At 68.9% G+C, this 13,138-nt stretch carries 12 protein-coding genes; 8 read left to right on the forward strand and 4 right to left on the reverse strand.

Translation table 11 applies throughout. The features are described from left to right. Positions 1-615: 615 nt before the first annotated feature. Positions 616-1,107 carry a hypothetical protein gene (locus tag ACIBCM_RS28585; RefSeq protein ID WP_399248119.1) on the reverse strand — a complete coding sequence of 164 codons (492 nt, stop codon included), beginning with the start codon at positions 1,105-1,107 and terminating at the stop codon, positions 616-618. A 457-nt stretch (positions 1,108-1,564) separates the two neighbouring features. On the opposite strand from ACIBCM_RS28585, the gene ACIBCM_RS28590 reads away from it, so the two are divergent. Beyond that, positions 1,565-1,807, forward strand: coding sequence for a DUF397 domain-containing protein (locus ACIBCM_RS28590; protein WP_389265762.1), 243 nt, complete (start codon positions 1,565-1,567; stop codon positions 1,805-1,807). Between the two features lie 353 nt (positions 1,808-2,160). Here ACIBCM_RS28590 and ACIBCM_RS28595 read toward each other — a convergent pair whose 3' ends face one another. Continuing rightward, positions 2,161-2,889: an ATP-binding protein gene (locus ACIBCM_RS28595; RefSeq protein ID WP_399248121.1), complete on the reverse strand. Its 729-nt coding sequence runs from the start codon at positions 2,887-2,889 to the stop codon at positions 2,161-2,163. Positions 2,890-3,229: 340 nt separating this feature from the next. Here ACIBCM_RS28595 and ACIBCM_RS28600 point away from each other — a divergent pair, with 340 nt between their 5' ends. From ACIBCM_RS28600 to ACIBCM_RS28625, 6 genes are all read left to right on the forward strand, one after another. Next, a complete protein-coding gene (locus tag ACIBCM_RS28600) occupies positions 3,230-4,111 on the forward strand; it encodes a helix-turn-helix domain-containing protein (protein ID WP_399248123.1) in 882 nt (293 codons plus the stop codon). A 161-nt stretch (positions 4,112-4,272) separates the two neighbouring features. Continuing rightward, complete coding sequence (locus ACIBCM_RS28605) at positions 4,273-5,730, forward strand: aldehyde dehydrogenase family protein (RefSeq protein WP_399248125.1); 1,458 nt, start codon at positions 4,273-4,275, stop codon at positions 5,728-5,730. 172 nt (positions 5,731-5,902) lie between these two features. Continuing rightward, the gene (locus ACIBCM_RS28610) at positions 5,903-6,454 is read left to right on the forward strand and encodes a DinB family protein (protein ID WP_399248127.1); all 552 of its coding nucleotides are present in this window, start codon (positions 5,903-5,905) and stop codon (positions 6,452-6,454) included. Positions 6,455-6,726: 272 nt separating this feature from the next. Further along, positions 6,727-7,368 carry a PadR family transcriptional regulator gene (locus ACIBCM_RS28615; protein ID WP_399248129.1) on the forward strand — a complete coding sequence of 214 codons (642 nt, stop codon included), beginning with the start codon at positions 6,727-6,729 and terminating at the stop codon, positions 7,366-7,368. A gap of 130 nt (positions 7,369-7,498) precedes the next feature. Continuing rightward, a complete protein-coding gene (locus tag ACIBCM_RS28620; protein WP_399248131.1) occupies positions 7,499-8,533 on the forward strand; it encodes an ATP-binding cassette domain-containing protein in 1,035 nt (344 codons plus the stop codon). Continuing rightward, positions 8,530-9,306 (forward strand): ABC transporter permease, encoded by a 777-nt coding sequence (locus ACIBCM_RS28625; RefSeq protein ID WP_399248133.1) that lies wholly within the window; start codon positions 8,530-8,532, stop codon positions 9,304-9,306. The genes ACIBCM_RS28620 and ACIBCM_RS28625 overlap by 4 nt, the downstream gene beginning before the upstream one ends. Positions 9,307-9,937: 631 nt before the next feature. Here ACIBCM_RS28625 and ACIBCM_RS28630 read toward each other — a convergent pair. Continuing rightward, positions 9,938-11,374 (reverse strand): glutamate decarboxylase, encoded by a 1,437-nt coding sequence (locus ACIBCM_RS28630; RefSeq protein WP_399248135.1) that lies wholly within the window; start codon positions 11,372-11,374, stop codon positions 9,938-9,940. A 394-nt stretch (positions 11,375-11,768) separates the two neighbouring features. Further along, on the reverse strand, positions 11,769-12,137 hold the full coding sequence (locus tag ACIBCM_RS28635) for a YbjQ family protein (RefSeq protein ID WP_399248137.1): 369 nt from the start codon (positions 12,135-12,137) through the stop codon (positions 11,769-11,771). A 186-nt stretch (positions 12,138-12,323) separates the two neighbouring features. On the opposite strand from ACIBCM_RS28635, the gene ACIBCM_RS28640 reads away from it, so the two are divergent. Then, a complete protein-coding gene (locus tag ACIBCM_RS28640) occupies positions 12,324-13,043 on the forward strand; it encodes a DedA family protein (RefSeq protein WP_399248138.1) in 720 nt (239 codons plus the stop codon). The last annotated feature ends 95 nt before the right edge of the window (positions 13,044-13,138 follow it).

Raw genomic sequence — 13,138 nt, forward strand, 5'->3', positions numbered from 1 at the left:
TACGGCCTGGCCCACGTTGTGAGGATGGGCTGAAGAATCCAGCCTCGCCGGCGTTTGAGGCGCGGGGTCCGGGGCGGAGCCCCGCGAGGGCCCGGTGGTTTCCAAGGGATGGTTCGCCGCTGCGTCCTCAATCGCCGGGTGGGCTGGATACTTCGGCTTCGCAGGGACGGCGGTTCGCCCAGGTGCCTGTTCCTTCGGCCGCTCGCCGCCGCGTCCAGGGCCCTCTATCGCCGGAGGGGCCGGATTCTTCGGCCTGGCCCACGTTGTGAGGATGGGCTGAAGAATCCAGCCTCGCCGGCGTTTGAGGCGCGGGGTCCGGGGCGGAGCCCCGCGAGGGCCCGGTGTTTCCAGGGGACGGTTCGCCGTCGGGCCCCGGGTCCTCCGTCGCCGGGCCGGCCGGATGTTTCAGCCTCGCCGGCGTTTGAGGCGCAGGGCTCGGGGCGGAGCCCCGTGCAGAGCCCGGGCGGAGCCCCGTGCAGAGCCCGGGCGGAGCCCCGTGCAGAGCCCGCCGCAGAACCCCGCGCGGAACGGGCCAGAAACCTCAGCCCCGCCGGCGATTGAGGCGCAGGGGCCCCGGGGCGGCACCCCGCACAGCCCCCAGCCCCCAGCCCCCACTCACGCCCCCGGCAGCTTCGGAATCGACGGCAGATCCGTCGGCAGCTCCCCCGCCCCCACCTTGCTCAACGTGTCCTTCTTGCCCGAGTCCCACGAGATGACCAGCGTCTTGTCATCGCTGGACTCGATCGTCCCCATCGTCCGGTCCTTGTTGCCGTCGACACACGTCAGCGCGAGCATCTGCTTGCCGTGGTCCGCGACTTCACCACTGCATGTGTGCCCCTCCGCGACGAGCACGGCCTTCTTGCCGGTGATCCCGAGGCTCACGGGCTTGCCCCCGCTCATCCCGGACCACGCGCCGGCGATGTCACCGCCGTCGCCGGCCGGTTCCTCCGTCCCGGGGTCGGTCGCCGAGGCCGTGGGCGCGCCGGGCGCCGGGCTCTTCTCCTTGGACGAGTCCCCGCCACCGTCCCCGTCACTGCCGCAACCGGTCAGCACAAGAGCGATCGCGGTGGCGATTCCTGCCGCGGCCACGGATGTACGTACACGCATGGGATGTCCCCCTGTGTCGGATGAAAGACCGCGCCAAGCTACCAGGATGCCGCGGATACCCCCGGGAGGAATCCGGCGTACGCCTTCCCACGCGGGCCCCCCTCGGGCCGTACCGTCCGACCAGCGCTGTCTGGACTGTTACCTGGAAAAGGGAGCCGGATGGGCCCCCTGAGCGTCTCTTACTAGTGCACGGGGGAAACGACCCGGACGACCCGCCCCGCACGTCGGCGCACACGCCCACGGACGGCGGTGGACGCTCGTCCGTTCCCCGGGCGCCTGAGGGGGCACTCGAAGTCACAGGGCACGGTGTGATCCGCCGGAACCGCTCACTGCGTAACCGAAGGAACACCCCACGTGCACGTGCATCTGCTCGTGCGGACGCTCATGCATTCGCAGGTGAAACAGAGCTATGATCCCCGACAGTTGACACATGCACCTTGTACCTCGGGAGCTACTCGTGCACCACGCGTACAACGGCATGGCGGCCACGGAGCTTCCCGGGGTCGTCTGGCAGAAGAGCAGGCACAGCAACTCCCAGGGTTCGTGCGTGGAGTTCGCCAAGCTGCCCGGCGGGAATGTGGCGATGCGCAATTCACGGCATCCCGACGGTCCCGCGCTCGTCTACACACCGGCGGAGATCGAAGCGATGATCCTGGGTGTGAAGGACGGGGAGTTCGACCATCTGATAGCGGGCGGCTGACGGGGCCGAACGCGCCTCAGCGGAGCTCAACGGGCCGCTCGGACACGGCCGTTCCCGCCGTGGGTTCCGTGGCGCCCGTTCCGTGGGGACGGGTTGGAGCGTGCGGATCGCCGTGTCCGCCACCGGCCCCACCAGGGTTCGAACGGGCTGCCCGCCCACAGGCGCGGTCGCCCCGGCGGTTACTGACGGACCGTCGGACGCCCCGCACCGGAACGCGGACCGGGACGACTTGAAGAAGACGTGAAGCAGGCATGAAGAAGCGGGCCCTCCCCCGAACAGTGGGCCCGCTTCCAGCTCGTTCGACCGGAACTCTCCGCCGTGTCGGCCCGGCGGAGAGTACGGCTCGGTCGGATTCAGCTCAACCGGAACAGCGCCCACACGACTTTGCCGTGCAGCGCCCCGGCGAGCGGGTGCCAGCCCCAGCTGTCGCTGAAGGCGTCCACGAGGAACAGGCCCCGGCCGGACTCGGCCGGCCCACGGGGGTCGGGGAACGGTGAGCCCTCGCCGAAGCTCCCGTCACCGAAGCCTCCATCACCAAGGGACTCGTCACCAAAGGACTCGTCACAGAAAGACCCATCGTCGAAGGCGCCACCGGCGGGCAGTCCGCCACCGGAGGGCGCCCCGGTGACGGAACGGCCGTTGACGCCATGGAGGGATCCGTTGCCCGACGACCCGTTCCCGGGGGAGTCGCCCCCGAGGCCCCCGCCCCCCTCCCCGTACGCCCCGCTGCCGAGCGACGCCCCGGGTCTCACCGGACTCGGGTCCCGCACCGCGCACACCAGCCGGCCGGGCCATCTCATCAGATGCAGCCGTACGGGCGGGTCCTGGGTCTGTCTTGTCTCGTCGGGCACGGCATGCCGCAGCGCGTTGGTGACAAGTTCGGACACGACCAGACTGACATCGTCGAAGCAGTCGTCGAGGTTCCAGTCCCGGAGGGTCGCCCGGGTGAACTTACGGGCCCCGCGCACCGCTTCATAGCGGGCCGACAGCGAGCAGGACGCCGAACTGGTGGCCTTCGCCTGGTCGATGGGGGGAAGCCCCTGCCTTAAAGGCTCGAGCATGGTCGATCCATTCGTCCCCATGCGAGGCACTCCCGGGAATCGCGGCTGTGACGCTTCAACACAAACGAACATGCAGGTGCGCAAGAACCATCGTTCCGAATGCTTACGGCAGATGCAAGGGCAGATGCACGTGCACGCGCCCGTCCTGTCCACTCCCGTGGGGGTTCTGGGTCATATCTTCCCCACATCTCTTTCATGGGCTTCCCAAGCGCTTCCCATTTCAGTAATCGAATGAGTACGGGCTGGAGTGTTTTGGTGGCAGAATCCGGCACTTGGGGCTAGGGGATGCCTCAGGCTGTAGGGACCGGAGGACCGGGAACGTTGGACGAGCAGGACGAGAAGGACGAGGAGGGTCCGAGTCGTGACCGCAGGCGAGTCGTGGGCCGAAGGGCCGGGTGGCGGATCCGTGGTGCGGCGCATCCTGTTGGGCTCGCAGCTGAGGCGGTTGCGCGAATCGCGCGGCATCACCCGTGAGGCGGCCGGCTACTCGATCCGCGCATCAGAGTCGAAGATCAGCCGCATGGAGTTGGGACGTGTGAGTTTCAAGGCGAGGGATGTCGAAGATCTGCTGACGCTCTACGGAGTCGCCGACGAGACGGAGCGGGGCGCTCTGCTCGCCCTCGTCAAGGAGGCCAATATCGCCGGCTGGTGGCACAGCTACGGGGATGTGCTGCCCGGCTGGTTCCAGACGTATGTGGGACTGGAGGCGGCGGCCTCGCTCATCCGGATCTACGAGGTCCAGTTCGTGCACGGTCTGCTCCAGACCGAGTCGTACGCCGCCGCCGTCGTCGCACGCGGCACACCGAACTCCACCCCAGCCGACATCGACCGCAGGGTGGCGCTGCGGCTGGAGCGCCAGAAGGTGCTCGTATCGGAGCGCGGCCCACGGCTGCACGCCGTCCTCGACGAGGCGGCACTGCGCCGCCCCTACGGCGATCGGGCCGTGATGCAGGGGCAGTTGAGGCATCTTATCGAGATTTCGGAGCAGCCGAACATCACGCTCCAGGTGATGCCCTTCAGCTTCGGCGGCCACGCGGGCGAGAGCGGCGCCTTCAGCATGCTGCGCTTCCCCGAGTCGGACCTCTCCGACATCGTCTATCTGGAGCAGCTCACCAGCGCGCTCTATCTGGACAAGCGCGAGGAAGTCGCCCAGTACGAGAGGGTGATGGAGCGCCTCCAGGAGGACAGCCCCGACCCGGAGCAGAGCCGTGACGTACTGCGCGGTCTGTTGCAGCTGACGTGAGCCGGAGGACCGTGACCTGCGGTCCGGTCCGAATCACCTGACCGTGGTCTACTCCAACTCGCCCTCTGCGCAAGTATAGTGACGTGACATCAGGCATCTGCTTCTCCTGACGGCTCCCGCTGCTTCCGCAAGAGGTAACTGAGGGTAAGGGATCGGATCACATGTCCTTGTTCACCGAACTGGCCCACCAGTACATCGACGGCGAGTGGAGGCCCGGGAGCGGCTCCTGGGACATCATCGACTTCAATCCCTACAACGGGGAGAAGCTGGCCTCCATACCCGTCGCCACGGCGGTCGAGGTGGACCAGGCGTACCGGGCGGCCGAGCGTGCGCAGGTGGCCTGGGCCGAGACCAACCCGTACGCCCGCCGCGCCGTCTTCGAGAACGCCCTGCGCATCATCGAGGAGCGCGAGGCGGAAATCACCGAGGCGATCATCGCCGAGCTGGGCGGGACCCACCTCAAGGCGGGCTTCGAGCTGCATCTGGCCAAGGAGTTTCTGCGCGAGGCGATCCAGCTGGCGCTGAGGCCCGAAGGAAGGATTCTTCCCTCGCCGGTCGACGGCAAGGAGAACCGCGTCTACCGGCTGCCCGTCGGTGTCGTCGGAGTGATCAGCCCCTTCAACTTCCCCTTCCTCCTCTCCATCAAGTCGGTCGCGCCCTCGCTGGCGCTCGGCAACGCGGTCGTCCTCAAGCCGCACCAGAACACCCCGATCTGCGGTGGGGCGCTGGTGGGCAAGGTCTTCGAGGACGCGGGGCTGCCGCCCGGACTGCTGAACGTCGTGATCACGGACATCGCGGAGATCGGCGACGCGCTGATCGAGCACCCGGTCCCCAAGGCGATCTCCTTCACCGGCTCCGACAAGGTCGGCCAGCATGTCGCCACCGTCTGCGCGGCCAACTTCAAGCGGGCGATCCTGGAACTGGGCGGCAACAGCGCGCTGATCGTTCTGGCGGACGCGGATATCGACTACGCGGTCGACGCGGCGGTTTTCAGCCGTTATGTGCACCAGGGGCAGGTGTGTATGGCGGCGAACCGGGTGCTCGTGGATCGCGCGATAGAGCAGGAGTTCACCGAGAAGTTCGTCGCCAAGGTGCGCACGCTCAAGGTGGGCGACCCGGCCGACCCCGCCACCCACATCGGACCGCTCATCAACTCCCGTCAGGCCGACGCCGTCACCACACTGGTCGCGCAGACGGTCGAGGCGGGCGCGACCGCACTGCTGCGGGGCGGGTCCGAGGGCAATCTGGTGGAGCCGTCGGTGCTCACGGGGATCGCGACCGACTCCCCGGTCCTGGGGCAGGAGATCTTCGGGCCGGTCGTGCTGATCGTGCCGTTCGACGGGGAGGACGACGCGGTGCGGATCGCGAACGACACTCCGTACGGACTCAGCGGAGCCGTCCACACCGCCGATGTCGAGCGGGGCGTGGCCATCGCCAAGCGGATCAATACCGGCATGATCCACATCAATGACAGCACGGTCCATGACGAGCCGATCGTGCCCTTCGGCGGGGAGAAGCACTCCGGGAGCGGGCGGCTGAACGGGGAGTCGATGATCGAGGCGTTCACGACCCAGAAGTGGATCTCGGTACAGTACGGCCGCTCGCGGTTCCCCTTCTGACCCTTCTGGCCGCTTGAAGGGCATTTGTTACCCACACTTTCGGACGCTTGCGCAGGCTTACGGACGGGACGGGCCGTCCAGGACAGAAACTGTCCTGGACGGCCCCTAGCGTTTGCGGTGACGGAGGGAGGGCGGAAGCCTCTCCTGTGGAGCAGCCTGAAGGGCGGACACGATGGTCACTCACGTTCCGGCGGAAGCCGAGGGAGACGAGCGCGGGGCGCTGCTCGCCTTTGTCGAGGCACAGCGCGGGGCGATCCGGCGGTCGGTGCTGGGGCTGACCGAGCAGCAGACGGCGAGCCGGCCGAGCGTCAGTGAACTGTCGCTGTCCGGACTGGTCAAGCATGTCGCCGAGACCGAGCTGAACTGGCTGCGGATGGCCCAGCAGCGTCCGAACGAGAAGCAGCGTACGGAGGAGACCTGGGGCGACAGCTTCCGGCTGGTGGACGACGAGTCGCTGGAGGACATGCTGGCGTTCTGGGGCTCGGTCGCGGCGGAGACGGCCGAGTTCATCCGCGCCGTGCCCAGCCTGAACGACACCTTTCCGCTGCCCGAGGCGCCGTGGTTCCCCAAGGAGGGCAGGGTGTCCATGCGCTGGCTGATGATCCACCTGGTGGAGGAGATCGGCCGGCACGCGGGCCACGCGGACATCATCCGTGAGTCGCTCGACGGGAAGACGGCGTTCGACCTGGTGGCGCTGGAGTACGGCGAGAACGGGGCCGGGTAGACCCCGGAACAGGGCCGGGTAGACCGCGGAGAGAGCCGGCGATACGCGTGCCCGCCGGCCGTACGTATGAGTGCCGACTCTGCGGTGCCGAGCCTACGTATGGGTGCCGACGATCCGCGTGACGCCGGCGGTCCGCGTGACGCCGGCGGTCCGCGTGGACGCGCCGTCGGCGTGAGGGTGCGCGTGGAAGGCTGCTTTACGGGTGGATGGCGGCGCCCCCGGGAAGGTAACCCCTACTCTAGTCAAAGTTGAAGAGATGGGAGTCCCGGACGATGTCAGCGATCCGCATGCTGGTCCTCGGGGCCGTGCGCCAGCACGGGCGGGCGCACGGCTACCAGGTCCGCAACGACCTGGAGTACTGGGGCGCGCACGAGTGGTCCAACGCCAAACCCGGTTCGATCTACCACGCGCTCAAGCAGATGGCCAAGCAGGGCCTGCTGCACGCGCACGAGATCGCGCCGTCCACGGCGGGCGGCCCGCCGCGCACCGAGTACGAGATGACCAAGGAGGGTGACGAGGAGTTCTTCCGGCTCCTGCGCGAGGCCCTCACCGCCTACGACCAGAAGATGGACACCCTCTCCGGGGCCATCGGCTTCATCGTCGAACTGAGCCGGGAGGAGGCCGTGGCGCTGCTGACGGAGCGCGTGCGCGGGATGGAGGACTGGCGGTCGGCGGTGACCGGCTACTACACCCCCGAGGAGGGGCCCGGGCAGCTCGGGCACATCGGCGAGATCATGAATCTCTGGGTCGCCTCGGCGGACTTCGGCGTCGATTGGACGCGTGGCCTGATCGCCCGTATCGAGGGCGGCGCGTACACCTTCGCGGGGGAGGGCGAGCCCTTCGTGGGGGTGCTCGGCGAGGGCGAGGAGAACCCGTACGCGACGGGTGAGCCGCACGAGGGCGATCTGGGCTAGTGGGCATGCGCCGGGGGCCTGATTCTCGCGCCGTCAAGTAATCAAGTTTGACTAACGAGCAATCGGGGGATAGCTTGCTCTGGCTGTAGTCAAGTTTGACTAATAGGTGCGGCGGCGCGGAAGGAGACGTATGACAGACGTGATCGTCATCGAGGGAGCGCGGAAGCGGTTCGGCGACAAACCGGCCCTGGACGGACTGGATCTGGCGGTGGGCCGGGGCGCGGTCCATGGAGTGCTCGGGCCCAACGGCGCGGGCAAGACCACCGCCGTACGCATCATGGCGACGCTGCTGCGGCACGACGAGGGCGTGGTGCGCGTCGCAGGGTACGACGTACGGAAGGACTCCGCCGAGGTGCGGCGGCGGATCGGGCTCCTCGGCCAGCACGCGGCGCTCGACGAGCACCTCGGCGGCCGGCAGAACCTGGAGATGTTCGGGCGCCTCTACCATCTGGGCGCGCGCCGGGCGGGGCGGCGGGCCGATGAACTCCTGGAGCGGTTCGGGCTCGCGGACACCGGATCCAAGGCGGTCAAGCAGTTCAGCGGGGGTATGCGCAGGCGGCTGGACCTCGCGGCCTCACTGATCATCGAACCGGAGGTGCTGTTCCTGGACGAGCCGACGACCGGACTCGACCCGCGCGGTCGGAACGAGGTGTGGAGCGCGGTCCGCTCACTGGCGGGCGGCGGTACGACCGTCCTGCTGACCACGCAGTATCTGGAGGAGGCCGATCAACTCGCCGACCGTATCTCCGTCATCGACAAGGGCCGGGTCGTCGCGGACGGTACTTCCGACGAGTTGAAGGCGAAGACCGGTGGCGACCGGATCGACATCGTCCTGCGCGACGCGGAGGATCTCGACGTGGTCGCGGCGCTGCTGCCCTTCGACCGTACGGTGACGCTCGACCGGGACCGCCGGCTGCTGAGCGCACCGGTGACCGGGCGGATGGCGGCGCTCACCGAGACCGTACGGGCGCTGGAGGCCGCGGGTATCGAGGCGGAGGACATCGCGGTCCGCCGGCCGACGCTCGACGAGGTGTTCCTGCACCTCACCGACGACTCCGCCGGAACGGCACCGGGGCCGGGGAAACCCGGGAACTCCGAGAACTCCCGGAACCCGGGGGCTCCTGAGGAATCCACCGAGGCCGCGGGCAAGGAGGTCTCCGCATGAGTACGCACGTACTGACCGACGCGTGGACGATGACCCGGCGGGAACTCGCCCACTGGGCGCGGATGCCGTGGCAACTCGTCTTCGGCCTCGCCTTCGGGGTCATGATGATGGTGATGTTCGCCTTCCTCATGGGCGGCGGCCGGGGGGTCGAGGGCGGCTACATCGGCTATCTGGTGCCCGGGATGCTGACGCTGACCATGGCCTTCGGCCTGGAGTCGACGATGGTCGCGGTGACCGAGGACCTCAACCGGGGGGTGATCGACCGGTTCCGCTCGATGCCGATGGCGGACTCGGCGGTCCTCGTCGGCCGGAGCGTCGCCGACATGCTCGAATCCGCGCTCAGCCTGACCGTCATGATCGGTGCCGGTTACGCGATCGGCTGGCGCTGGCACGGCAGCTTCGGCGGTCTGCTGGCGGCGGTGGGGCTGCTGCTGATGCTGCGGTTCGCGATGCTGTGGATCGGTATCCACCTCGCGATGGTCGCGGGCAGGCCGGAGTTGCTCCAGGCGGTGCAGATCCTGGTCTGGCCGATCGCCTTCCTCTCCACCGCGTTCGCCTCGCCGTCCTCGATGCCGGACTGGCTCGCCCTGATCGTCGAGTGGAACCCGATGTCGGTCACGGCGACGGTGGTACGCGACCTCTCCGGCATCGCGGTACCACCCGGCGGCTGGGCCACGGACCACGCGGCGCTCCTCGCGGTGCTCTGGCCGCTCGCGCTCCTCGCGCTCTTCTTCCCCCTGGCGGTCCACCGCTTCCGCGACCTGAGCAAATAGCCCTGAGCCCGGGCGCGTTCCCGCCCGGCACCGTGCCTCGGGCGATTTCAGCCTCGCCGGCGTTTGAGGCGGTACGCGGTGGTGCACCGGTGTTGTCCGCGGTGGTTGCCGTGTTTGGCGTGTGGGGTGGCTTCGCCCTGGGGTGCGCGGCGGGGACATGGCCGGTTCTCGGCCCGATGCGCGGGCGTCTCGGTGCCCGGCGGGCTGGGTTGAGTATTTTCAGCCTCGCCGGCGTTTGAGGCGCGGGGTCCGGGGCGGCGCCCCGCTTCCACCTGGTGTGGTCTGGGCTGGTTCGGCGGTGTGGGTGGGCCCGGGGCGGCGGCACCCGCGCTGTTCGTGGCGGCTCCCCTGCGGGGCAGTTGGCGTGTCCCCGTTCTGGACTGCCTCGGTGCCTTGGGGGCTGGGTTGAGTATTTTCAGCCTCGCCGGCGTTTGAGGCGCGGGGTCCGGGGTGGAGCCCCGCATCCACCTGGTGTGGTCTGGGCTGGTTCGGCGGTGTGGGTGGGCCCCAGGCGCGGCACCCGCGCTGTTCGTGGCGGCTCCCCTGCGGAGCAGCTCCGGCACCCGGCGGGGACACGGCCGGGCCATCGGCTCGACGCGCGGGCCCCGCGCAGAGCCCCGCACCAACCCCGCTAATGATGAAACGCCGTCGCCGCCGCCACATCCTTCCCCAACGGCCGCTCCTGCCGCCGCAACTCCGGCATCAGCTGGTCCAGGTCCTCCACGAGCAGCTCCGCCAGATCCGCGGAGAATCCGTTCCGGCAGACCACCCGCAGCACGGACAGGTCCTCCCGGTTCGCGGGGAAGGTGTACGCCGGCACCAGCCACCCCTGCTCCCGCAGCCGGCGCGACACGTCGAAGACATCGAAGTTGGTCACCCCGGGCGCCGTGGTGACGGCGAAGACGGGCAGCTCGTCGCCGTTCGTGAGCAGCCGGAACTCGTCGTACGAGCCGAACCTCCGCGCCAGCCCCATCGCCACATCACGCGTGGTCTGCTGCACCGCGCGGAAGCCGTCCCTCCCCAGCCGCAGGAACGTGTAGTACTGCGCGACCACCTGCGCCCCCGGCCGCGAGAAGTTGAGGGCGAAGGTGGGCATGTCCCCGCCGAGGTAGTTCACCCGGAAGACCAGTTCCTCGGGCAGTTCCTCGGCCGACCGCCACAGCGCCCAGCCCACACCCGGGTACACCAGCCCGAACTTGTGCCCGGAGGTGTTGATGGACGACACCCTCGGCAGCCGGAAGTCCCACACGAGGTCCTCGTCCACGAAGGGCGCCACCATCGCTCCGGACGCGCCGTCGACATGGACGGGAATGTCCAGCCCGGTACGGTCCCGCAGCGCGTCCAGCTCCGCGCACAGCTCGGCGACCGGCTCGTACGACCCGTCGAACGTGGAGCCGAGCACGGCCACGACCCCGATGGTGTTCTCGTCGCAGAGTTCGGCCGCGGCCCGGGGGTCGAGATGGAAGCGCTCGCCCTCCATGGGGATCAGCCGGGCCTCCACCTCCCAGAAGTTGCAGAACTTCTCCCAGCAGACCTGCACATTGACGCCCATGACGAGATTGGGTTTCGCGGTGGCGGGATAGCGGTCGGCGTTCCGCTGTGCCCAGCGGCGCTTGAGCGCCATGCCCGCGAGCATGCACGCCTCGCTGGACCCGGTGGTGGAGCAGCCGACGGCGGCGGAGGGGTCGGGCGCGTTCCACAGATCCGCGAGCATGGCGACGCACCGCCGTTCCAGCTCGGCAGTGCGCGGATACTCGTCCTTGTCGATCATGTTCTTGTCCCGGCACTCGCCCATCAGCACCCCTGCCTGGGGCTCCATCCAGGTGGTGACGAAGGTGGCCAGATTGAGCCGGGAGTTCCCGTCGAGCATCAGCTCGTCGTGGACGAGCCGGTACGCGGTCATCGGCGGCATCGGCCCGTCGGGCAGGCGGTGCGTCGGTGGCGCCGAGGTCATTCCACTGACCGGGTCGGCCTCGCCGTAGAACGGGTTCAGGGAGAGCCTGCGGACCTCCCGCTCATGCTGGGTCTCCCCGTCGGGGGACGTGTCCGCACCCTTGTGGAGGGCCATCCGCTCGCCGCCTTTCCGCGTCCGGGTGCCGTACGGCACCAGCTCTCAGGCTCATACGGCCACCCGGCACCCGCAACGCGAGGACCGGGCGGTGCGAGCCCTCTTCGGGACCGCGGGAGCCCAGGTCAGCCGGTCCGTCGAAACGGTGACCGACGCCCTGCGGCCCCCGGTCACCGCCCTGCGCCCGCCCCGCCACCGTCAGGCTCACGGTGTCCCGCGGGCCCCGTATGACCCGTGGTGCGTCCGGCTCGCGCATCCGCCGCCCTGGTTCAGGGGGCCAGCTGCCTCGCGTATGCGCCGGGCCTCCTGGTTCAGGGGTCCAGCCGCCTGGCGCATCCGCCGGGCCTCCTGGCCCAGGGCGCGGCCGGGCTCATGGAGTCCCTGCCCCACCGCCTCAGGGCCGGGGCGCGATCACCGCCGCCGTCCCGTACGCGCACACCTCGGTGCCGGTGTCCGCCGCTTCCGTCACATCGAAACGGAACATGAGCACCGCGTTCGCGCCGCGCGAGCGCGCCTGCTCGATCAGCCGGTCCATCGCCTGGTTGCGGGTCTCCACCAGGGTCTTCGTCAGCCCTTTCAGCTCACCGCCGATCATCGATTTGAGCCCGGCGCCGATCTGGCTGCCGAGATGGCGGGAACGCACGGTGAGCCCGAAGACCTCGCCGATCACCTGCTGCACCTCATGGCCGGGGACGTCGTTCGTGGTGACCACCAGTACGTCGGGGTGGGGCCCCTGCCCGCCGCCGTAGTCCTCGATGCCCATGTTCGTCCGCCTTCCGTCACTCCTGGTTCAGCGTCTTTGACGCACAGCTTTGTACCGGTGCGGGCACAGTGCATCCTGGGAGGGCCCGTGGAACGCGGACCTGGGCCGATGCGTTGATAACTTTGGACGACGGCCGGAAGTGCGCGTGCCGAGATACCGCCCCAGAGACTCAGGAGCCCGGACCTCGTGACTACCCTTGCGCTCGGACCGAGCTGGCTGGATCCGGACTATCTGATCGGGACCTTCGGCCTCATCGGAGTCCTGCTCATCGTCTTCGCCGAGTCGGGCCTGCTCATCGGTTTCTTCCTGCCGGGCGACTCGCTGCTGTTCACCACCGGTCTGCTGGTCACGACCGGGAAGCTGGACACCCTGCCGCTGTGGGCGGTGTGCGTGCTGATCGTGCTGGCGGCGGTCGCCGGTGACCAGGTCGGCTATCTCTTCGGCCGCAAGGTGGGCCCCGCGCTCTTCAAGAAGCCCGACTCCCGCCTGTTCAAACAGGAGAACGTGGAGAAGGCGCACGAGTTCTTCGAGAAGTACGGTCCGAAGTCGCTGGTCCTCGCCCGCTTCGTGCCCATCGTGCGGACGTTCACCCCGATCATCGCCGGGGTCAGCCGGATGAACTACCGCCTGTTCATCACATACAACATCGTCGGCGGCATCCTCTGGGGCGCGGGTGTCACCCTGCTCGGGGCGGCGCTGGGCAATGTCGACTTCGTGCACCAGCACATCGAGAAGATCCTGATCCTGATCGTGCTGATCTCGGTGCTGCCGATCGTGATCGAGGTCCTGCGGGCCCGTTCCAAGGGGAAGAAGGAGGCCGCGCGGGGCGACGGCGAGGGCGGCGGCACCGCCGACCGGACCCAGGCCCCCGCCCCGGTCCAGCGGGGTCGCCACGCCAAGCGCTGAAGCCCTTTCCGTACGACCCGGAAGCCGTGCCCGTATCGACCGGGGCACGGCTTCCCGCGTTTCCGGACCCGTATTCACGGCCCGCGCTCCCGACC

This window comes from Streptomyces sp. NPDC051018 (assembly GCF_044456085.1).
Classification (GTDB): Bacteria; Actinomycetota; Actinomycetes; order Streptomycetales; family Streptomycetaceae; genus Streptomyces.

Bases quoted from the DNA above. Each gene is read 5' to 3' on its own strand.
- ACIBCM_RS28630 (WP_399248135.1), bottom strand. From the start codon at position 11,374: ATGGCCCTCCACAAGGGTGCGGACACGTCCCCCGACGGGGAGACCCAG.
- ACIBCM_RS28615 (WP_399248129.1), top strand. From the start codon at position 6,727: ATGTCAGCGATCCGCATGCTGGTCCTCGGGGCCGTGCGCCAGCACGGG.
- ACIBCM_RS28605 (WP_399248125.1), top strand. From the start codon at position 4,273: ATGTCCTTGTTCACCGAACTGGCCCACCAGTACATCGACGGCGAGTGG.
- ACIBCM_RS28620 (WP_399248131.1), top strand. From the start codon at position 7,499: ATGACAGACGTGATCGTCATCGAGGGAGCGCGGAAGCGGTTCGGCGAC.
- ACIBCM_RS28635 (WP_399248137.1), bottom strand. From the start codon at position 12,137: ATGGGCATCGAGGACTACGGCGGCGGGCAGGGGCCCCACCCCGACGTA.
- ACIBCM_RS28595 (WP_399248121.1), bottom strand. From the start codon at position 2,889: ATGGGGACGAATGGATCGACCATGCTCGAGCCTTTAAGGCAGGGGCTT.
- ACIBCM_RS28625 (WP_399248133.1), top strand. From the start codon at position 8,530: ATGAGTACGCACGTACTGACCGACGCGTGGACGATGACCCGGCGGGAA.
- ACIBCM_RS28585 (WP_399248119.1), bottom strand. From the start codon at position 1,107: ATGCGTGTACGTACATCCGTGGCCGCGGCAGGAATCGCCACCGCGATC.
- ACIBCM_RS28610 (WP_399248127.1), top strand. From the start codon at position 5,903: ATGGTCACTCACGTTCCGGCGGAAGCCGAGGGAGACGAGCGCGGGGCG.